The 22,228-nt window shown below is 45.6% G+C and carries 18 protein-coding genes; 1 reads left to right on the top strand and 17 read right to left on the bottom strand.

The window, feature by feature from the left end:
• Positions 1-178 precede the first annotated feature (178 nt).
• The 17 genes from araA to BUC05_RS16950 all read right to left on the bottom strand — a co-directional run bounded on the left by araA (position 179) and on the right by BUC05_RS16950 (position 21,065).
• The gene (araA, locus tag BUC05_RS17035) at positions 179-1,639 is read right to left on the bottom strand and encodes an L-arabinose isomerase (RefSeq protein ID WP_011245269.1); all 1,461 of its coding nucleotides are present in this window, start codon (positions 1,637-1,639) and stop codon (positions 179-181) included.
• The gene (locus tag BUC05_RS17030) at positions 1,632-3,317 is read right to left on the bottom strand and encodes a ribulokinase (protein WP_035205422.1); all 1,686 of its coding nucleotides are present in this window, start codon (positions 3,315-3,317) and stop codon (positions 1,632-1,634) included. The genes araA and BUC05_RS17030 overlap by 8 nt, the downstream gene beginning before the upstream one ends.
• Positions 3,314-4,021, bottom strand: a complete 708-nt coding sequence (locus tag BUC05_RS17025) for an L-ribulose-5-phosphate 4-epimerase (protein ID WP_035205424.1) — start codon at positions 4,019-4,021, stop codon at positions 3,314-3,316. Before BUC05_RS17025 ends, BUC05_RS17030 begins: the two co-directional genes overlap by 4 nt.
• Entirely contained in the window at positions 4,005-5,189 is a 1,185-nt protein-coding gene (locus BUC05_RS17020) for a sn-glycerol-1-phosphate dehydrogenase (protein WP_051881263.1), read from the bottom strand. The genes BUC05_RS17025 and BUC05_RS17020 overlap by 17 nt, the downstream gene beginning before the upstream one ends.
• Positions 5,186-5,974 carry an HAD-IIA family hydrolase gene (locus BUC05_RS17015; protein ID WP_035205426.1) on the bottom strand — a complete coding sequence of 263 codons (789 nt, stop codon included), beginning with the start codon at positions 5,972-5,974 and terminating at the stop codon, positions 5,186-5,188. Before BUC05_RS17015 ends, BUC05_RS17020 begins: the two co-directional genes overlap by 4 nt.
• 145 nt (positions 5,975-6,119) lie before the next feature.
• A complete protein-coding gene (locus BUC05_RS17010; protein WP_035205428.1) occupies positions 6,120-7,016 on the bottom strand; it encodes a helix-turn-helix domain-containing protein in 897 nt (298 codons plus the stop codon).
• Positions 7,017-7,066: 50 nt separating this feature from the next.
• Entirely contained in the window at positions 7,067-7,978 is a 912-nt protein-coding gene (locus tag BUC05_RS17005) for an ArsR/SmtB family transcription factor (RefSeq protein ID WP_011245263.1), read from the bottom strand.
• Between the two features lie 176 nt (positions 7,979-8,154).
• Entirely contained in the window at positions 8,155-8,784 is a 630-nt protein-coding gene (locus BUC05_RS17000) for a YesL family protein (protein ID WP_073305445.1), read from the bottom strand.
• A 41-nt stretch (positions 8,785-8,825) separates the two neighbouring features.
• Entirely contained in the window at positions 8,826-9,668 is an 843-nt protein-coding gene (locus tag BUC05_RS16995) for a carbohydrate ABC transporter permease (RefSeq protein ID WP_073305443.1), read from the bottom strand.
• Positions 9,665-10,546 carry a carbohydrate ABC transporter permease gene (locus BUC05_RS16990; protein ID WP_011245260.1) on the bottom strand — a complete coding sequence of 294 codons (882 nt, stop codon included), beginning with the start codon at positions 10,544-10,546 and terminating at the stop codon, positions 9,665-9,667. The genes BUC05_RS16995 and BUC05_RS16990 overlap by 4 nt, the downstream gene beginning before the upstream one ends.
• Positions 10,547-10,575: 29 nt before the next feature.
• Positions 10,576-11,841, bottom strand: coding sequence for an extracellular solute-binding protein (locus BUC05_RS16985; RefSeq protein WP_011245259.1), 1,266 nt, complete (start codon positions 11,839-11,841; stop codon positions 10,576-10,578).
• Between the two features lie 96 nt (positions 11,842-11,937).
• Positions 11,938-13,449: an arabinosylfuranosidase ArfA gene (gene arfA / locus BUC05_RS16980; protein WP_063608147.1), complete on the bottom strand. Its 1,512-nt coding sequence runs from the start codon at positions 13,447-13,449 to the stop codon at positions 11,938-11,940.
• A gap of 181 nt (positions 13,450-13,630) precedes the next feature.
• Complete coding sequence (locus tag BUC05_RS16975) at positions 13,631-14,473, bottom strand: carbohydrate ABC transporter permease (RefSeq protein ID WP_073305441.1); 843 nt, start codon at positions 14,471-14,473, stop codon at positions 13,631-13,633.
• The gene (locus BUC05_RS16970; protein ID WP_035205441.1) at positions 14,470-15,402 is read right to left on the bottom strand and encodes a carbohydrate ABC transporter permease; all 933 of its coding nucleotides are present in this window, start codon (positions 15,400-15,402) and stop codon (positions 14,470-14,472) included. Before BUC05_RS16970 ends, BUC05_RS16975 begins: the two co-directional genes overlap by 4 nt.
• A 21-nt stretch (positions 15,403-15,423) precedes the next feature.
• Entirely contained in the window at positions 15,424-16,716 is a 1,293-nt protein-coding gene (locus BUC05_RS16965) for an ABC transporter substrate-binding protein (RefSeq protein ID WP_244153322.1), read from the bottom strand.
• An 82-nt stretch (positions 16,717-16,798) separates the two neighbouring features.
• Positions 16,799-19,597 carry a rhamnogalacturonan lyase family protein gene (locus BUC05_RS16960; protein ID WP_073305437.1) on the bottom strand — a complete coding sequence of 933 codons (2,799 nt, stop codon included), beginning with the start codon at positions 19,595-19,597 and terminating at the stop codon, positions 16,799-16,801.
• A 784-nt stretch (positions 19,598-20,381) separates the two neighbouring features.
• Entirely contained in the window at positions 20,382-21,065 is a 684-nt protein-coding gene (locus tag BUC05_RS16950) for an L-2-amino-thiazoline-4-carboxylic acid hydrolase (protein ID WP_073305435.1), read from the bottom strand.
• Between the two features lie 121 nt (positions 21,066-21,186).
• Between BUC05_RS16950 and BUC05_RS16945 the strand changes: the two genes are divergently transcribed.
• The gene (locus BUC05_RS16945) at positions 21,187-22,080 is read left to right on the top strand and encodes a LysR family transcriptional regulator (protein WP_073305433.1); all 894 of its coding nucleotides are present in this window, start codon (positions 21,187-21,189) and stop codon (positions 22,078-22,080) included.
• Positions 22,081-22,228: the final 148 nt, after the last annotated feature.

Genomic DNA, 22,228 nt, shown 5'->3' with positions numbered 1-22,228 from the left:
ATCTAATTGCTTTTTGCATGACGTGCCTCCTACGCAATTTGATAACGCTTTCAATGTAATGGAGCTTGTTTCTCAAAATGCATATGCCTTTGGCTTGCTTTTCATACGCCTTTATTCCGCTGATGAAAAAGCAAGAAGCCGTACCTTTGTCAGCCCCTTACCTTTCTATGATGGTTGCTTAATAAGCGCGCCGGTTCCAAAAAAGTTCCTTTCTCACCTGGCCAACATTTGACTGATCATCGATAACGATACATTCGATCCCCATAAGGCTAGCCCAATCAGCCAATTGTTCTTTGGAAATCTCATAAGAAAACACGGTATGATGGGCACCACCAGCATAAATCCATGCTTCTGTCGCTTCCGAAAAAGAAGGCAGAGGCTTCCACAGCACGCTTGCTACCGGCAGCTTCGGCATGTCATGTGGGTTTTCAACTGCTTCGACCTCATTGGCGACTAAGCGAAAGCGGGAGCCCATATCAATAAGGGCTGCATTTAATGCACGGCCTGCTTTGCCTTTGAATACAAGCCGCGCTGGGTCCTCCCTATTCCCCATTGACAGCGGAGCAACTACAATTTCTGGTTTTTGGGCACTGATTGTCGGACAGACTTCGAGCATGTGGGAGCCTAAAATCATTTCCTGCCCAGGTTCCAAATGGTTTGTATAATCTTCCATGAAGGATGTCCCTACGTTGCCTGCCAGCACTTTTAGCACACGCAATAAGGCAGCTGTTTTCCAATCGCCTTCTCCAGCAAACCCGTACCCTTTTGCCATGAGACGTTGCACGGCTAGGCCAGGCAGTTGCTTCATGCCATGCAAGTCTTCAAACGTAGTCGAAAAAGCGCGGAAATCGCCTTGCTGCAAAAACCGCTCGATCCCTATCTCGATTCGAGCTTGCTCTTCAACGGCTGCTATATTTGCGTCTCGATGAAACGTATAAAGGCTCCGGTACTCATCCATTAGCGCATTGACCTCTTCTGTCGATACGCTATTGATGACTTCAACTAAATCGCCAATGCCAAAACCAGACACAGACCAGCCAAGCTTGATTTGCGCTTCGACTTTATCCCCTTCTGTCACCGCTACTTCGCGCATATTGTCTCCAAAACGAGCGATTTTCAGCTGTTTGCTCTCTTGATAGGCATTGACCGTTTTCATCCAGTCGCCTATCCGTTTCATAACGCGGGCATCTTGCCAATGGCCTGCTACAACTTTCCGGTCAATGTTCATTCTTGATACCATAAAGCCAAATTCACGATCCCCATGGGCTGACTGGTTCAAATTCATAAAATCCATGTCAATGTCGCCCCACGGAATGTCGCGGTTATATTGAGTATGAAAGTGGAGCATTGGCTTGTTTAACTCGTTTAGTCCAGCGATCCACATTTTTGCTGGCGAAAATGTATGCATCCATGTAATGATGCCAGCACAGTTGTTGTCGCCATTGGCTGCGCGAAACAACTCAAGTATACGCTCAGGCGAGGAAGCCACTGGCTTGAGAACAAGCTCCTCTGGCAACTTTTCCTTAAGGCGCTCCACCATCGCTTTGGAATGAGCTGCTACTTCATCCAGAGCTTCCTGTCCATAGAGCGGTTGGCTTCCAGTTATAAACCAAAATTGGTATTTTCCTTGTTTATGCATGCACGGCTCCTCCTTTTGCTCTGCTACGCAACTGCTTGAGTGTTTTCATCACATCGTTTTCGCCCCTGCCAAAGTAGTCATGGAGTTTGCTATATTCCTCGTATAGAGCCTGATATAAACGGACATTTTCATGATTTGGTTTAAAGGAGCGCGCTTTCGTGTGTGCCATTTTTTCGGCGGCAGCGAATATCGTCTCATACCCGCCAGCTTCATCGCCTGCAGCAACACTTGCATACATGGCGGCCCCAAGAGCAGGCGTTTGTTTTGAAGCAGCCACTTTGATTTCAAGATTTGTGACATCGGCGTAAATTTGCATGAGCAACTCGTTTTTTTGTGGCAGCCCTCCACACGCATATAGAACGTTCACCTCTACGCCGCTGTCCCTGAAAGCGTCAATAATCTTTTTCGTGCCAAATGCGGTCGCTTCCAGCAATGTCCGATACAATTCTTCTGCTTTTGTTTGCAAGGTGTATCCTAAAATAAGCCCTGTCAAATTTGCATCGACAAGCGTTGAACGGTTTCCGTTCCACCAATCAAGAGCGAGCAAACCGGTTTCGCCAGGACGGTAAGCGGCCGCCTTTTCTTCTAGCAACGAATGAAGTGGTTTTCCTGCTTGTTCCGCTTCTTGCTTCAAGTCAGCGGGAATGCCATGTTTCATCAGCCATGCAAATATATCGCCAACTGCAGACTGCCCTGCCTCATAGCCAAAGTATCCTGGCACAATGCCGTCTTCTACTACGCCGCACATCCCTTCGACTTCTCTTTCCTCTTTAGCTAAGACAAGATGGCAAATCGATGTGCCCATGACCATAACCATTTTCCCTGGTGTGACAACGCCTGCTGCTGGGACGGCCACATGAGCATCGACATTCCCTACCGCAACAGCCGTTCCAGGCTTAAGGCCAAGCGTCTCCGCCATTTCTGCTGTTAATCCACCGGCACGTTGGCCTGGGGCAAGGATATCACCGCGGAGTTTCGTCGTTGTCAGCTGGGCAAGGCCTGGATCTAGCGCGGCAAAAAAGGAGTCGTCTGGATAGCCGTCGCGTTTATGCCACATCGCCTTATACCCTGCTGTACAACTGTTGCGTACAATTGTGCCAGTGAGCTGTGCTACCACCCAATCCGTTGCTTCTAAGAAAGCATCTGCTTTCTCGAACATATCGGGGTCTTCATTAAAAATTTGCCAAATTTTCGACACCATCCACTCGGATGAATATTTGCCTCCGTACCGAGCTAAAAAGACCTCTTTTCGTTCCTCAGCAATGCGGTTGATTTCATCGGCCTCATCTTGGGCGGCATGGTGCTTCCACAACTTCACCCAACTGTGGGGCCTGCCCGCGAGTTGGGGGTCGAAACATAGGGGATCCCCATGCTTGTCAATCGGAAGCATGGTACAGGCGGTAAAGTCAATGCCAATGCCAATCACTTGAGAAGCGCTTATGTCTGCGATTTCTACAACCTTTGGCACCGATAAACGCAGCACATCTAAATAGTCGCCAGGATGTTGCAATGCCCACTCTGGCTCTAGCGAACGCCTGCTGTCTGGCAAGCATTGATCGATAACGCCATGTGCGTAAGGGGTTACATGTTCAGCCACTTCGGCGCCATTTTCTAAATCAACCAAGACTGCCCTCCCCGACTCAGTCCCATAATCAATTCCAATCGTGTAGCGCTTCATCCTTTTGTATCTCCCCTTTCCTGCCCGTAATAAGCATGTTCTCCGTGCTTTCGCAAATAATGGCGATCAAGAAGCTGTTGCGAAATGCGTTCGGCATTTGCGTTAAGCCCGATTGTATGAGCTGCCATTTGCGCCACCTCTTCGAGCACAACCGCGTGGTAGACCGCTTCTTTCGGCGAGCGCCCCCATGTAAACGGGGCATGGCCGTGGACGAGAACAGCTGGTGTCTCAAGTGGGTCTTGAAGACGGAATGTCTCGGCAATCACATGGCCCGTCTCTTTCTCATAAGCGCCATTGATTTCTTCTGGCGTCATTTTCCGCGTACATGGCACTTCCCCGTAAAAATAGTCCGCATGAGTGGTCCCAAAGGGAGGAAGGGACATGCCCGCCTGTGCCCAACTTGTTGCCCACCGAGAATGGGTGTGGACAATCCCTTGTATATCTGGAAAGGTTCGATATAGAACGAGATGTGTCTCAAGATCCGATGAGGGGTTGAGCTTCCCTTCAACAAGTTCACCATCAAGGGTAACGACAACGATATCTTCTACATGCATCTCGTCGTAGTCTAATCCGCTTGGTTTAATGGCAACAAGGTTGTTTTCACGGTCAATGCCACTGGCATTTCCCCACGTGAATGTGACAAGCCCGTGTTTCGGCAAACTTTGATTTGCTTCCCATACGTGGCGCTTAAGAACGTCCAACATGAGTTTCACCTTCTTTTTTCATTGTTGTGCCTTCACGATAAAGACGCAAAAGCGTATAACGGTCTCTCAGCAAATAGGCGTGCTGTAAGCTTTCCTCAACAAGTTCTGGAGCAATCGGTACGAGAGCTTCGTTCCACCCTGCTTGCTCAAGCAGCGCTTTTACATCGTCAGGGTCTGGCAATGCTTGAACAAGAGCAATCACTTGCTTCGCTTCATCGTCGCCCAAAAACCGATGTACGTCTGGAAGCACAGTGTTCTTATAAAAGCGGTTGATGATTTGCGTCGATAAGCCAACTTTTGCGCCGTGCAGCAACTGCTTTTTCCCTAGTCTAAGCGCTTCCATTTCCCAGTAATGGGAAAGATGGTGCTCGGCACCTGAAGCCGGATGGGAATAACCAAACAAGGCCATCGCTAAACCGGATGTAAGCAGGCTTTCCATCAGTACCTGCACGCCCGCAGACGTCCTCTTGCCAATGTCTGCGACTTTATCGACACAAGCAGAAAGAGCCTCCTCTGTTAAATCAGCTACCAACTCGGAATAGGCCTCACTTTTTAGAAGAGAGCCAATTTTCCAATCGAATAATGACGTATACTTGCCGACCATATCGCCAAATCCAGCAGCAATCAAAGCAGGAGGTGCGTGTTGCAAAACAACCGTGTCGGCAAATAAAGCGATTGGCGCGACAAGTTGATATGTTTTTTTCGAGCCTTGCACGACAATCGGCGCACCGAGAGAAGTGAAGCCATCCACAGATGGGGCAGTCGGTATCGACACAAACGGTTTGTTCGTTTTGCCACTTACAAAGCGGACGATGTCATGAATCGTTCCCGCGCCGACAGCGACAAGCAACTTCGTCGATTGCTCTACTTTTAGCATGACGCTAATAAGGGACACTTCGTCGGCGATGATATCGCCATTGCTGTTTGGTTCTAACAGATGCCAGTCTGCTTTTACGCCTTTTTGGCATAAGTGGTCGTGCAAATCGCGTCCTGCGGCTTTGTACGTATGGGAATCAGCAACAAGGACAACGCCTGATTCGGCTTGCTTGGCTATGAAAGCAGCCGCTTCGCGCAAAGCCCCTTCCGCCACGACAATTTGCTCGAGTGGCAAAGGATACAAATCCTCTTTTGAGGCGCGAATCCGTGCTTTTAATGCTGAGATATTCATAAGTACCCCCTTAAGTCATCAATGCTATTTAAAACGTAATCCGGCTGTCGCTTTGGCGGAAGCAGCTCCACTGCTTCTTTACGGGTATTACCTGTTAGCACAAGGGCGGTTTTCATTCCTTGCATTCGCCCAAGCCCGATATCCGATTCAAGGCTGTCGCCGACGATCAAGCATTTTTCTGCTGGCGCCTGCACATAAGTTAGGGCTGCCTCCGCCATAAAGCAAGAGGGCTTGCCAATGACAAGCTCGGTTTTGCGCCCTGTCGCCGCTTCAATGGCGCCGATAAATCCGGCAACATCAATAGCTTGGCCTGCTTCGTCTGGATAGGTTTTGTCGGCATTGGTGGCGATCATTCGGGCGCCCGCGGAACTTGCTTTAAAAGCAGCATTCAACTCTTCGTACGTAATCTTATCGTGAAGCGTCACAACGACAAAGTCAGCCTCCTCTGGCGTCTGGGCGATTTTAACCCCTGTATACAGCAATTCTTGGGCAAGCCCTCGATTCCCAAGTGGCCAGACTGCAGCTTTCGGATAATGTTGCTTTAAAAAGGAGGCAGTTACAGTTGAAGACAGTATCAATGATTCAGGGGCTGCCATAATCCCATGGCGCTCCAGCTTCTCAAGCCCTTCCTTCCTAGATACATTGCCGCGGTTGCTTAAATAGGCAATTCGCTTGTCAGCTTCTTGTAAGGAAGCAATCGTCTCTTTTGCGCCTCGTATGAGGCGGTCGCCTTGAAAAACGGTTCCATCTAAATCAAGGAGCACTGCTTCCGTGTCTGCTAGCATATGAAATCCTCACCTTCGCCTTTTTCCTTTATCTATTTTTATTACTTCGCCTCCCTTACCTCAGCATTCTAAAACCTGTGGTTGTCGGCAAATATTGATTTAATCTTAACGTGGCCCATAATTAAAGCGCTTCCAATAAAGTCACTTATGCTTCTGCCGATTGTATAATATCCTCACTTTTTCTTCTTAAATTGTCATTATATTGATGCCTTTTACGGTACTCGCTTGGTGTGCACTTTACATGTTTTTTAAAGGTCGTGCTGAAGTATTGCTGGGAGTTCATACCGATATAATGGGGGATGTCCGTAATGCTAATATCCGTCTGCTTTAGCATCGCTTTTGCCTTATTGATTCGATAAGAAATGAGGAATTCATGAATCGACTTGCCGGTGAACGCTTTAAATACACGCTGCAAATACCCAGGATGCAAATGGACAGAATTGGCAATATCAGCGACGCTCACTTCGCGGTCATAATTTTGGTGGATGTAAGCGAGGGCCCGTTTCACATAAGCCTGCTGGTCCGGCTCGGCCACTTTCGCTTCAGCCAATTCTGCTATCCGAATTAAATATTCGCTTAAAAGCAGCTGAACCATAAAATCAGTTTGTTCGCTTTTTTTGTCCACTTCTAAAATTAATCTTCGTAAACATTGGTACGTATCGTCGGTGTCATGCAAAAGCAACTGCGATGCTTGCTTGTTAACCATGTTCCCTAATGCTCGGTTCTCTTTGCATAATTTATAAAAAGGCGGAAATGCCGTGCAGCCTTGCTCAAAGGAAAACTCAACATTAAACATCCGGCAACGTTCGCTAACGATTAAGCGGTGCCGTGTACCGGCATCCAAGAAAATAATTTGTCCTTTTTTTAACTGGTAGCTCCCTTCATCGGTTTCAACTTTGCAGCTGCCTGAGAGAACATGCATGCATTCAGCTGCTTCATGTGAATGGAATTTCATTTCAAACTGGCGCCATTCTTTGTAATAATAAAACTTTACGACAGGGTAGTAAGGTTCCTTTTGCAACTTAGGGTCAAATACACTCATTCGTATTTCTCCTTTGCCTGTGTAGGGGACACTCCCCTACACATTCGGTCTCATTCGTAATACAAGCGAAAAACAATATCCTGGTCATAATTGCCAAACGAAGAGCCAAACAGTGTCACGCCGCCAATATGGACGCCTTCTTCGCCTACAGCTACCCGGAATGTCCATACTTTTTCCCTTATTGAGACATCAGCCAATTTAACGTCTGATAGCTGCTTGCCGTCAATAAACGTACCAGCTTCTGTAATCCGAATGACTTTAAGAAGGCCATATTGGTTGATGCCCCGTGGCCACCAAGCAGGTGTGTACTTCCCTTTTTGATCGCCAAAATCACCGGGGCTGCGCCAATAGCCAAGGCTTACTCCGTTAAAGGTAAACGACACATCAGAGGGCCAATTGTCGTTTGTAAAAGGGGCTTCTGATGATAATTCCATTGAAATCTCCAATTCCTTTGGCGTTTCGCCCCCATGAATAAAATTGGAAAGTTTATACTCAACAAACCCTTTATAAAACCAAAGGATTCTCGCGTTCACACGCATCGGGTCAAGAAAATAACGAGGCTCATCAAATTCGCCTACAATTGTTTCTGGCGTGGCCAAGCCACATGTAGGTTCTACATAAAAGTCAGTGAAATGGCCAACAGACACATGGCTCTCATGAAAAGCGCGAGTCGGGCCGTTTTCCTTATTAGGAAAAGCGATCTGGGCGTGTCTTACTCGGAGCGAACACATTTTTTGCACGCCTGCCTTGCCCCTTACATGCGTCGTGTCGATGAGCCCGGCCTTTTCTAATTTCTGCACATGTTTTGTCATAATCGCGCTACTTACTTGCTGCGACTCGGCCAGTTCCTTAATGTTCATAGACCGCTCCGCCAACAACTGTAGGACATTTAAACGAATCCGGCTTGCCAATGCTTCATAAACCGGCAAAGACTGTTTTGTTAAGTCTAAATCTAGTTCCATCGCGCCACCTATTTTTTTCCGTTCATACTCGAACCGAATTCCTCCATTTAAGAAACGGCCTTTAAGCAGGAGAAACCAACTCTCTCACCAGTATAATGAACTCGCTTTCTACCTACAAGTCCGTGAAGATGCCACACTTGCCTTGTATAAGCCCTGCTAGACTGAAAACGAACCGATCATCGAGCTGGATGAGGCAACAGCCTCGCCCGCTGAAATGCTTTTAGGCTAAAATGGGTGGTAATCCAAGCGAATAAGCTTCCAGCAAAACAAAATCCAGCAGGAGGCACCAACACGAACAATAAAGCAGCTAGACAGAGGAAGACCGACATGAACACTGCATACCGTATCGAAGCAATCGCCAAGAGGGCAACATTCTTTAAAAATGGGATGAGCGCCCCGTCAAATACGACTAATGCCGGGCCAATAAACAAGGCGCCTAACCCATATACGAACAAACAGAGCATCAACAACACTGCAGCCGCTGCCGCTCCTGGAAAATCGAGATTGAAGACAATTAAATAGTCAACCACCAGTATGGCGCCTACAAGGGCAACAGTAAAACCAACAATGTTCGCCCGCCAAAACGCGCCTTTCCATTCTTGAAAAAATGTCCTTACTAGCGGAACATCGCCCTCTTTCAAACACCATCTTTTCATAACCGCAAACATCGCGTACATTGCGGGAAAAAAACCGACAATCACTCCTCCTAACAAGGAGAACACAAGCCATAAGCCGTTTAAAGCCGCTAAACGTACCAACCAATCACAAAGACGGAGTGCATAACCGCGAAGGCCACTTTCATCCATTAGCCCATCCCCCTTTTTATAAGTCTTATGGCTGCGAGCCATTATCCCTTAATGCCTGAAAAGCTGACGCCTTTGACAATCTGTTTCTCAAACACGAGAAAAGCAATAATGACAGGGATTGAAGCAATCGCGTTGACAGTCATCGGCAAAATGTACGTCTCTGAATAATTAGAATTAAACATCGGAATGCCAACAGGCAATGTATAGAGCGATTCGGAAATAATCGCTAGAAATGGCCATAGGAAATTGTTCCATGAGCCTATAAACGTCAATATGCCGACAGCAGCAACTGCTGATTTGCCAAGAGGGAGCACAACGTTCCAATACAAACGGAAATCATTGCAGCCATCAAGTTTTGCGCTTTCAATTAATTCATTCGGCACGCCGTCAAAAAAGCTTTTTAATATGATGACGCCTAAAGGGGCGGCAATCCCAGGCAAGATAAGCCCTGCATACGTGTCAAGCAGCCCCATTGAGCCAATAATTTCATAGAGCGGGATAATCATCGCTTCACCTGGCACCATCAAACCGGCTAAAAAGAACAAATAAAGCGCTTTGCGATAACGAAAACGCATTTTCGAGAAGGCAAATGCCGCCATAGACGTCAAAAGGAGCGTGAGTATGGTTGTCAGAAACCCAACAATAAAACTGTTCCAAATCCATAAAAACACATCGCTGCCGACGATAATGTCGACATAGTTGCCAATTGTATACGGAGGGGCAAACCAGTCTAACGGCGATGAAGCAGCCGTCCCTTCTGGTTTTAAGGAAACAAAGAACATCCAAATAATTGGAAATAAAAACAACAGCGCCGATATAAAAGCAACAGCCACTTTTACAGGACGAAACGGATCGCGTTTATTTTCAAGACTCGTTTGACTCATAAAAGCCGTCCCTCCTTGCCGCCTAAACGGAGCTGAATGACCGATAAGACGAGGAGCACCATAAACAGCAAATACGACATAGCCGCTGCATAGCCAAGGTCATAGCGTTCAAAGCCCATTTCGTAAATGTACAAAATGATCGGCCGTGTTGACGTTCCTGGACCGCCATCCGTTATCAACAATATTTGCGCAAACACTTTGAATGAAGCAAGGATTTGCAAGAGAAAAATCAATCTCGAAATCGGCAATAGTTGCGGCAATGTGATGCGCCAAAACATTTGTTGCCTTGTCGCTCCGTCGACTTCGGCTGCTTCATAGAGCTCATCGGGGATCCCTTGCAACGCCGTCAAGTAGAGAATCATATTAAAGCCGACTGTCCACCAAAGAGTCACAGCAATAATGCTGACCCAGGCAAGAGATGGTGTCGCCAACCAAAATGGCTCTTTATCTAGCCCAAACGCTTGTAAAATGTTATTGACGACCCCTGTATAAGGCTGCAGCATAAAAATAGCGACAAACGAAATGACCGATACACTTAAAATGCTTGGAAGAAAGAAAGATCCCCTAAAAAACGTTTTAAGCTTCGTATTTAAGTTGGCCATTAGCGCAAGCACCAACGCTAGAATAACCATTGTCGGCGTAGACAAGACAACAAACAATGTCGTGTTGCCAAATGCTTCCCAAAAATTAGGGTCCTTCAGTACATTGGCGTAATGGGCAAGCCCGACAAAATCTTGTTGTTCAATTAATGTCCAGTTAAAAAGGCTCATTTGCATTCCTTTAAAAATGGGGTAAACCGTAAACAGTACGTATGCTACAAAAAAAGCAATTAAAAATGGAACAGGGCGCAAGTCGTCTCGCCATGTCAACTTTTTCACTTATTTCCCCTCCTTCATATGAGTCAGAATTATTGGCGCGTGGTGACACGTAATGCATCGATCATCTGATCAATGCCTTCTTCAGGGGTCAGGCGATTGCTCATAATTTCATCAAGCGCCCGCACCATATCCGTCTCAGCAGGGTTTTGGTAAATTGTCTTATCGGTAAAAACGACTTTTGATGCGACTTCAGCATATTCAGAGCGAAAAGGCTGTTGTTGGAACGCCGGCGAAGCGACAACGTCCGTCCTAGCCGGGATATGGCCTGCTTTCGCCCAATCGGCGCCACGATCGCTAACATAAGCAATGAATTCGGCAATTGCTTGTTGTCTCTCTGCTGTTTGCTCCTCTTTGATCGGGATGATCAACGTATGGGAGTCTCCTTGTGCGGCTTCGACTTCAAAAGATTGAGGCAATGGGACGGCGGTAAAGTTCATGTCGCTCCCTTCCCAAATTCCAGTCGCCCACACGCCTGTCATTAAACCGACAGCATTTCCAGCCTGAAACGTTTCATAAAAATCGCCAATGTGCATCGGGATCACGTCCCCGAAGAAGCTATGAATATAGGTAGCTGCTTCGATCGCAATTTCCCGATCAAGCGTAATTTCTGGTTCCCGCAAGTCATCGGAAAAAATCGGCGTGCCTCCCATTTGAAAATAAACCGTCCACCACCAGCGGTACACATCGACCCCGCCCGTTGAAATGGAAAGCGGAGTTTTATCAGGAAGCGCTTCTTTTGCTTGTTGAAAAAAGGCTTTAAAGCCTTCAGGCGACTCATCTAGTTTAAGGCTGCCGTCTTCATCCAACAGCCCAGCTTCTTCCGCTAAGTCGTTGTTAATGTAAAGGATGAACGGGTGTGTGTCGATTGGCACTGCATAAGCAGCGTCTTCCACTTCAACCGCTTCACGGATGTTGTCTGGAAATAACTCAAAATCAAATTCAGTCTCTGCCATAATCGGTTCAACAGGTTCTAACAACCCTTGATTCATAAGTTGAGGAAGCGTTGCCGCGTGAGAGACAGCAACATCTGGCCCTCTATCGGCTGCTACGCTTGTGACCACTTTTGTATAATAGTCATCCCAATCTTGCAAAATCATATCAATGTACACTTCATCTTGACTATTGTTATAGTCATCGACGATTGCTTCCATATACGACAAATCGCCGCCTGAAAAAAACACCCAATAATCGAGCTTCATCCTGCCATCACCAGTTGTTCCTGTTGTCTGGGCACAGGCGCCAAGAAGGAGTGCCGCGCTTGCTAAGACAGCGAACTTGCCAAAAACATGCTTCATATTGACCGGCTCCTTTCTAAAACGGCATTATTCCGAAAACGCTTTCATATTTATTGTCTAGAAAGCCGCCTAGCTGCACGCAAGCGGCCTTATGCCTTACTGGTGTTTCAAGCGAATTACATGCCATGATGCTCGAGGCAAACGGGCTTCTAGTTTGCCATCCTGCAATGTCGACTGCCCTTGATCGTGTGGTTTAACAGGCTGATATGCTTTTGTGTTAACCGCTTTTAAATCATTGTGCTCTAGAACGGTATGAGCAACGATTTGATAATGTTCAAAACCGCGCACGTCGATTTCAAGATCGAGGCCATCATGCAAATGGCGGTTTAACGCAAAAATGGTCAACGTCTTCTCCTCTTCATTATGGACGACAGCGCTATCAAGCTGCGGCACGTCTGTATACTTATTCGTATCATAGGCTGGCGTCTGTACAACTGGCTGAAGAGAAGTGCCTCTTCCGTAAAGAGAAACATGCATAAATGGGTAAAAAATCGTTTGCCGCCAAGACGGCCCGCCTGTTTCTGTCATGATTGGAGCGATGACATTTACAAGTTGCGCCATACAGGCGATTTTGACGCGGTCAGCTCGCCGTAAGAAACTCATTAGCATCGACCCGACTAACAGCGCGTCTTCAAAATTGTAGACGTCCTCAAGCTGTGGTGGCGCTACCGTCCAAGGCTCAATCGCTTTGTCTGCTTCCCTGGAATGGTACCAAACATTCCATTCATCAAAACTTAAATACATCGTTTTCTTGCTGCGTTTTTTTGCCTTTATATAATCACAAGTGGCAATCACGGTAGCAATAAAACGATCCATTTCCAACGTCTTTGCTAAGTAGCTAGCTGAGTCGTTTGAGGTATTTCCATAATATTGGTGCAATGAAATATAATCGACTTCATCATACGTATAATCAAGCGTTGTCGCTTCCCACTCGGGAAATGTCGGCATATCGATGTTGGAACTGCCGCACGCCACCAGTTCAATCGTCGGATCTACCAGCTTCATTGCTTTTGCTGTCTCTACAGCAAGCCTGCCGTATTCATCAGCAGTCTTATGACCAATTTGCCACGGGCCATCCATTTCATTGCCTAAGCACCATGTTTTGATGCGGTGTGGTTGTTTCACTCCATGGCTGACTCGCAAATCGCTATAATAACTACCGCCCGGATGATTGCAGTATTCTACTAGATTTCTGGCAGCGTCTGGCCCCCTTGTGCCTAGATTAACAGCCATCATTACTTCTGTGTTGGCGCGTTTGGCCCACTCAGCAAATTCATTTGTGCCGACTTTGTTTGGTTCCAGCACTCGCCAAGCCAATTCTAGCTTTTTCGGCCTCTCTTCAATTGGCCCAACCCCATCCTCCCAATTGTATCCAGAAACCATGTTTCCTCCAGGATAACGGACTATTGGGACATTTAGCTCTTTTACAAGGTCAATGACATCTTGGCGAAACCCATCTTCTCCAGCATCGTGATGCCCAGGTTCATAAATACCGCCATAAACAGCTCTGCCTAGATGCTCAATAAAAGAGCCGTAAATTCGTTCGTCGACTTTGCCAATTTGAAATAGCGGATCAATAGACATCTTCCCTTTTTTCAATTGATTCATATGCGCCTCCTTGTAAGCGATTGCAATTATAGTTAATAAAAAAGTTAATCAAAAACATTTATATTACTTTACGTGAATTATACGCCCGCCTTTTCCACCCGTCAACGCGAAATTTTAAACAGACGAAACAAAGAACCCAGTACTGGATTCTTTGTTCGTATACATGCAAGCAAACATTTCCCTATTTAAGCCCCGTTGTCGCAATGCCCTCTACCAAATGTTTTTGGAAAAACAAGAAGATGATAAACTGAGGCAATAGAGATAAAGTCGACATTGCCAAAAGCGGCCCCCACGACGTGCCCCCTTCTGCATCCATAAAGTTCCGGAGCCCTAGGGAGACGGTTTGAATGTCAGCACTATTTAAATAAATTAGCGGAGCGAGAAAGTCATCCCATGCCCACATAAAGGCAAAAATGGCGACCGTCACAAGCGCAGGTTTAATTAAAGGCAGAATGATCCGCCAAAAAATCCCAAACGTCGAGCATCCGTCAATGATAGCTGCCTCATCTAGCTCTCGTGGAATGCCGCGGATAAATTGGATGAGCAGAAAAATGAAAAAAGGCGTGCCCCCTAAAAAAGCTGGAACGATTAGCGGGTAAAACGTATTGACCCAGCCGATGTTATGGAACATGATGTATTGAGGTATTAAGGTAATTTGCACAGGCAACATCACTGTGCCGAGCAAACACGCAAATAAAATTTTTTTAAAGCGAAACTGCAGGCGTGCAAAGCCGTAGGCGACAATGCTCGAAGACAGAATCGCACCTATAACAGACAAGGTCGTAATAAAAATAGAGTTAGAAAAATAGACGTCAAATCCAGTCCGCCCAAACCCTTCCCAGCCTTTTGCATAGTTTCCCCACATAAATTCGCCAGGCCATAATGAAGCGGCGTTGCCGAAGATCTCTGTTTGCGGCTTTAAAGAACTTGCCACCATCCATAAGATTGGATACAACATGACAAAACCGAATAAAATGACAAACGTATAATAAATCGCATCCGCCGTTTTGGTTCGCTTCTTCATTTGCTTCCCCCCTCATAATGCACCCAATATTTGGACGTCGCAAACAAAATAAGCGTAATCACGCCAATGATGACAAGCAAAATCCATGCCATTGCCGACGCATAGCCCATCCGTAAATGCTCAAATGCCGTTTCATATAAATAGACCGCGTAAAAATTAGTCGCATCCATCGGCCCACCATTTGTAATTAAAAACGCTTGTGTAAATGTCATAAACGCTCCAATGGTTTGCATGATTAAATTAAAGAAAATGACCGGCGTCAACATCGGCAACGTGATTCGAAAAAAACGAGTCAATGTAGACGCACCATCAACGCTTGCCGCTTCATAAAGCTCCTGGGGAATTTGTCGTAGCCCTGCCAAAAAAATAATGAGCGGTGAACCAAATTGCCAAACGACAAGCACAATTAAAATTGATAGCGCGTACGAAGGATCGCCGAGCCAGTTGATGCCATCAAGGCCAACGGAGGCAAATAGCGTATTGATTGCGCCTTCGCGGCCAAATAGCTGGCGCCACACAACGGCAATCGCTACACTCCCCCCAATAATGGAGGGAATGTAATAAATCGTCGTAAACAGCCCTGTCCCTTTTCTTCCTGTATTAAAGAGCAGCGCCAGCAATAGGGCAAAAATCAGTTTTAGAGGCGTAGAGACAAACACGAATATAAGTGTGACTTTTAAAGACTGGACAAAACGCGGGTCATTGAACAACACGTTTTTGTAATTGTCGAGCCCTGTCCAAACTGCAGGCGAAAGCATGTCATAATTGGTAAACGAAAAATAAAGGGACGCTAGCATCGGCCCTATGACTAATCCTAAAAAGCCAATTAGCCACGGAGAAATGATCAAGTAGGCAACGAAATCGTTTTGCAGCGACTTCATTGGTTTTCCTTTAAAAGAAGGTTGAACGGTGCTTTGCGTAGGTCTCATCTTGGCCTCCTGTTCCGATGCTTACTTTAAGATCGATTCTGCTTGCTGGCGAAACTGTTCGGCTCCATCTTCCGGTGTGGTTTGCCCGTATTTTAACGACTCCACAACCCGCAAGAAGGCAGCACGCACTTCACTTTCACCAGGCGGGGGCAGTGGATCGGCTGGCGCCGAGTTCTCAGCGACATATTCTAAGTACGCAAACGTTTTTTCGACTTCTGGCGAAACTTTCCCCTCAAGATGGGAACGGATTTCGGCTGAAATCGGCACGCCTCGCTCCGCTTGGAGAATTTCATTTGCCTCAGGATCATTTGTTATAAAGTCAATAAACAGCGCCGCATGTTCTTCCTGGTTCGTATGCTCGCTAATGGCGAACGACATGCTTGGCCTTATCCAATTGCCTTCCGTTCCCCCCTCCATCTCAGGAAGCGGTTTCAAATCTAATTCTGCTTCCGTTAACGCCTGCTGCCCAATAATCTGGTTACTCGCAATTAGCAGCATGCTTGTCGTGCCGTCTGCAATCGTTGAATCCCCGCCTTGAATATATTCCATCGTTAACTCATGTGGCGGCGCTGCTTCCTCTTCGATCATCCCTTGGATAAATTGAAAATAAGAAACGAGCGTTTCATCAGAGTAGCCAAGCCCGTCGCCTGTTTCATTAAACACATTTTCGCCATTCTGCCTTGCATAGGCGAAAAACAAATCAAATTCAGTATTGTTAAAGTCGTAGCCATAAAAGCCATCGCCAAGTGCGCTTTTTAATTCAAGCATCGATGCTTTCATATCTTCGTACGTATAACCTTCGTCTAGCTCAATCCCATGTTCGGCAAACAGTTCGGCATTGTAAAGCATGCCGAGGGCATTGGAGCCGAGTGAAATTCCATATATGGCATCGTCGATCGTATTGACATCTTGGTACACATCATCCACATTGGACAAATCAATCGAGCCGTCCTCGATCAAAGGTGCTAAATCTTTCAATAAATTTCTGGAAATGTACTCGTTCATTTTCGTGTAATCCAATTGGACGACATCGGGCAAGTTGCTTCCTGCTGCTTGTGTCGTTAGCCGTTCCCAGTAGTTGTCCCAGCTCGTGTACTCTGGCTCAACCGATATGTCAGGATATTTTTCTTCAAACAAATCGATCACGTCAAGTGTCATTGTATGGCGCTCCTGCCCGCCCCACCAAGCAACCCTTAAAACATTGTCGCCGCTGGCGGTAGAACCGTTGTCTTCTCCTCCCGTTCCCACTTGGCAACCTGCCATCGCCAACAGAGCCAATGTTGAGTAAAGAACCGTGCTCCGCTTGTTTTTCACAACAACTCCTCCTTTTATTCTGTGCTCACGTCCTTCAACAGACGCGGCTTTCGCAAATGCGCGGCTTATCATTTTCTTATTTTTAGCCTTGCCCCCACTGTTGCTCGACTGTTTCAGCATGGCGAATTAGCTGTTCTTTCGCTTCTTTCGAGAAGTGGCGTTCGTTCGCCCTATTATGCAAATGGCGCGTATACTTGTCGATAAACAAGAGCGCTTGCTCCGTCCGTCCTGCTTCGTTGTGGTGCTTTGCCTGCTTCAGGGATTGGGTAAGCTGGACAACGAGTGGGCCTTGGACTTCGCCCGCCACAATAAACGCTTCTGTTGCTTTTTCCAAAAAGGCGAATCGGTCTTCCTCGTGTTCATTGAACAATGGCACATATGCCCAATCAATATCCGAAGCAAAGTAGAAGCTCGGATAAGAAGGTTGGTTGTAAGTAACATTTTGCCAAGCAATCCCCGTTCGGTATTGGGGATCATGCATCAATGTGTACAGTTTTCGGTCTGTTCGTTCTGTGTTCATATAAATACGAATCGCAGAGCTGTCTTCTGTGCGGACGAGAAGTTCTTCCCGCCAATCGCCAAATATGTCAGCAACAAGGGACGGATTGCCTTTCGTTCCGTTGTTTGTCCGTGTCCCTTCCGCTGTCAACAAACGCCCTCGTTGCCAATCATCAATCGTCGGTGTCTCGTCAAGCGCGCCATTAACAATTTGTGTGGTCATGTCAGGGGACCATTTAATATTCATGTTTGTGCCTGGCTGCTCGGTGCTCAAACGCTTGCCTGACGCACTGTATAAGCCGACGGCCCACGTTTCCAGGCCGCGCTCGCCAGGAATGACATCGCCAACCATGCCGCGGCCAGTGTCTCTGCCGCTATACTCTCCGTAAAGGACATCGCCTGTGCGCGCATCGCGTAACGCGAAACCATACGGCGCATACTGGGCCCCTTCAAAAACCATAAACGATTCCAACCCTGGCCTGTCTGGATCAATATCGGCAACATGAAGGGCATCGCCATGGCCTAATCGAGCCATTTCACCTGGTGCTGCACTTTCGGGAGGCAATTCAGCAAACGAGCTATACAGGAGCGTTCCGTCATCGTCAATCGTTGCGGCCCCATAAACAATCTCGTGTTTGCCATCCCCGTCAACATCGGCAACACTTAATGAATGCGCCCCTTGTGTGGTGAGGGTGGCGTATTCCTCATTGGTTCCGTCTACGCCATGGGGCGAATCGTGAAATGGGTTTTCCATCGGTGTCCAGCCGCTGTCAACAAACCAACTCTCGTGCAGTTGTTCGCCGTCCCAATCATAGGCGACAAGTGTTGTTCTTGTGTAATAGCCTCTCGCAAAAATGGCAGAAGGCTTTTCACCATCCAAGTATGCAACCCCTGCTAAAAAGCGATCGACACGATTGCCTGGCTCAATCCGGTTCATCGCATAGTCGCCCCACATAAGGCCATCGTCTTCTCGCCCTGGTTTATAATGGATTGTTTGTAATTCCTGTCCTGTCTCGCCTGCAAACACGGTTAAATACTCAGGGCCTTCAACGATAAAACCTTCAAAATCCCGCAATTGGTTGTTCGCACTTCTCGAAGGGGCGTATTCATCGATAAAATAATCGGCTAACGCCTCCGCATCTCCGCGGCTTAAAGGATAGTCATACAACGGTTCGATCCCGAAAGCCTCTTCAAGCGTCTCTGGCCAATGGCCGTTTTTTACTTCTTCATGTTCATGCCAACCGATAAACATCTCGACCAGATGGGCATAATAATCATCGGCACTCATCCGGTAATCGTCTTCATGGCTGTACCCTGCTTCCACGTCTTCCTGTGGCATCGTAATATACGTTTCTGATTCAACTTTGCCATCCTCTGTAAAGGTGATCACCTTTGTCCCTGGTGCCGTTTTGAACATCAGTTCCGCTTTGCCGTCCCCATCAAAATCATAAACAAGCAGTTGCGTGTAATGGGCGCCGGAACGAATGTTTTTGCCAATGTCTATCCGGTATAGCAACTCGCCAGTCAATGTATAGGCATCAATATAGGTGTGTCCGGTGTAGCCTTTTTGCGACACGTCTTTCGAATTTGTCGGTTCCCATTTTACAAAAAACTCATACTGGCCATCGCCATTGACGTCGCCGACGCTCATATCATTAGCATGGTACGTGTACGCTTCTCCTGCAGGCGTTACACCATCCTCCGGCTTTTGCAACGGCAAGTCATAATAGCCGTTTTCCCACGGCTGAACTACGTCACTTGCCTCTTCCTTCCCACCATTGACAGCGCTTACATAATAACTAGATGATGACGTTCCTTGCTCATCCAAATAGTTGGTGCTGTCGGTTACCGTTTCAAGAAATTGCCCATCACGGTAAACGTTAAAAACTGTGCCGACCAATCCATGGTCAGAATAGCCGACCGCCTCTTCCTTCAACAGCCGCCAACTCAAAAAAACGCCTTCTCCTGTATCAACGGCTACTAAGCCACGGTCAAGCGCTTCCAATTGCACGTCGAACTGCTTTTCAACAGGGGATTTCACAGCGGAAGAACGCTTTCCTTCAGCGCCGTTTTTGATAGGAGCGACTTTAAAAAAATGGTTGACATGAGTCGAACCGTTAAACACAAATGCCTGTTCTTCCGTCTCGGCGATTTCTTCATATTCCATCAAATCTGTGTCTTTATCGGCCCAATAGACTTTGTAGGAATCTGCCTCTTTTAGCTTGTTCCATTCCAACGTCACGGAGTCATCCGTCACTTCCGTGATCACAACATTTAAGTAATCTGGTTGCCCATTTGCTACTGCTTGTTCGCTTTTTGACAAAGGCAAACACAATGCAACACAGACAAGTGCTACAGCCATTTTCCGAAAGCAAACAGCCATCCATCCTCCTCCTTTCGGTAGAAAAAAACCTTATTTATCCATTAGAATAACGAACTGCTATCTATCGGTCTTATTAAATACGGTTCCTCGCTCTCAGTTTCCGAACTTAGCTTTTTGGGGCGCAAAAAAAGACAGTGGTCATGCTAAGCCACTATCTGATTGTGATACACTAAGCTTTATTAAAGAAGATTCAAGAAAAAGCTTTATTCAAAACAGACAAAGGTAACCTATAAAATGTAGACAGAAGTATAAGAGCAAAAAAGAACGAAGCATTCCCATTTTAGGTGAAAAAAATTAAAGTAGTGATGGGATTGACGGAAAATTAGAGGAAAGCTTAAAAAATGATATAGAGGGTTACTTTAACATAAACTTGAAGTCCTTTATTAACCCATATATGGTTATGAACGACGAGGATTATTAAAGGTAGGGACTAATGTGTCAGGAATTGGTTGAAATGCAAGGGGGATCGGCAGATGGTACGAATCATCCACCTGAGCCGCTAACTCAAGGGTGGATGATTTTTTGTGGTTGTGAAACGACATCCATGCAACGATCAGAAGCCCAACTCAACATGAATGACCTTATAGAGTATCTAGAGAATGGTTTGCTGACGTTCGTAAAATCCAGGTAATGATACGGTGAATATTAAAATTGTTTCTATTATCTTGACAGAGGATCGCTAATGTCTCGCCACTAACATCTTTGACGGTAGTAATATCATTGTTGTCTCTACGAAACACTGTTTGCAGAAAATTACTTCTAATAAGTTCTGCCTAGCCCCCCCTTACCTCCCTTCCTTCATCTGAAATTTAAAATGGCATTGCCCTTCTTTTAAGACGTATTGGTCATGGACGACGTCAAAATTTTTATTGTAACCCTTCGCAATAGAGGGGTCGATCATTCTACAGTAGAGAATTCCATATTCACCTGTCCCATCATCAGCCCATTGTTGTCCTAATGGACACTTTGTAAACGTCTGTTCAATTTCCTCTTTTTTATAGCTACTTTCGAATTCAAATAGTTCACTACGTCCCATATCGTAATGGGATAAATAATTCTCGACTGTATTTTCGAATCCATTCGACCTAGCTCGTTGCGCGATTCCTTGTCCGCGTTTCTTACCAAATTGTTCAACCGCAGACATGATAACTGCCTCCCCTTTTTCCCCGTATTCATCAACAACTTGTTTCGCAATTTGTGCGAACATCTTGGCAAAGCGGGCAAATGGGGTTAGACTTGCATATTTTTCTTGTACCTCTAAAACTGGTGGAAGATACTCAAAGAAATGATGGTTTTGACCTTCTGAGGTTGCTTGTATAGCAATTAATTCAGCATCCTTCAAACCAAAAGCTATTAACCCTTTTTTTATTAGGTTGTATCCTTCATCAGAATAAGCTTCTAATATGGCTACGTGCAGCTCATTAAACATTTTTGCTGTTATAATTTCCATTGATAAATTCTTCACCATAATCAACTCTCTTTTTATTCCTATTGATTTAATTGGGATTAATTATATAATTGGTGAAAACAATTAGTCAAATGAATCTTTCAGCTTATAAGTATGAATTAAATTCATAAGGAGGAGCCAAATGCCTACATTAGCTCAATATAAAGCGTTTCGAACATTAATTGAGACAGGAAGCTTCACTGAAACAGGAATAAAGTTAAATCTCACCCAATCGTCAATCAGTCATGCCATTTCTAAGTTAGAGGACGAATTTGAGTTAACATTAATTATAAGAAATCGATCAAATATAAATCTAACTAATGAAGGAAAGCTCGTATATGAGCAGATTGTAAATATTCTGCAACAGCATGAACAATTGCTTACAACCATTTCCACTTCTAAAAATATAATTTCAGGCGTTTTGCGTATAGGCACTCTCCCAAGTGTTTCTCTGATTCTTTTGCCTAAGGTGTTAGCTTATGTTGAGGAGCACTACCCACAGCTAGATATACAGTTATTCGAAGGAAACTATGACCAGGTAGAAGAATGGCTTGAGACAGATCAAATAGATGTAGGTTTTTTAGTAAGGCCTCATGCTAGTGGCTTTGTATTTGAACAAACCTTTAAAGATAATTTAGTCTGTATCCTATCGAAAGATCACCCACTTGCTGAGGAAGTTGACCTAAATATTAATCAACTAAAAAATGAAAGATGGATTATGCCTAACAAACAAATTGATCGTGATGTGGCACGCATACTATCTGAAAACAATATAAAACCAAATATCGTTTATGAGATCGCTGTAGATCAAGTAATATTAGCAATGGTTAGCGAAAATTTGGGTATATCAATTACTCCTAGTTCATTATTAATTCATTCACCTAACAACCTTATCCAAAAAAATTTCAGCACTCCATATATACGAGAGGTAGGCATCGCTTATAAGCATAGAGTTCACTCCTCCCCTATTACTTTAAAGTTTATCGATATAGTTAAGCAGATTGCATCATCCAATATTAACAACTGCCTAAAATAAAGAAGAATTCATTCGTTCGTAAAGTATAAATCGTAGGTAGTATCAAACTAGATTGAAGCTACTTACTAAGAACGTAAATTATAATGACACCATTGAAAAACCATGACTTTGGCACGATTACAAGATGTTGATTAAGTCACAAGCGCTA

It is taken from the genome of Shouchella rhizosphaerae, from assembly GCF_900142675.1.
Classification (GTDB): Bacteria; Bacillota; Bacilli; order Bacillales; family Bacillaceae_D; genus Shouchella; species Shouchella rhizosphaerae.
The sequence above is the reverse complement of the archived record's forward strand: the minus strand, read 5'-3'. Positions and strand labels throughout refer to the sequence as shown.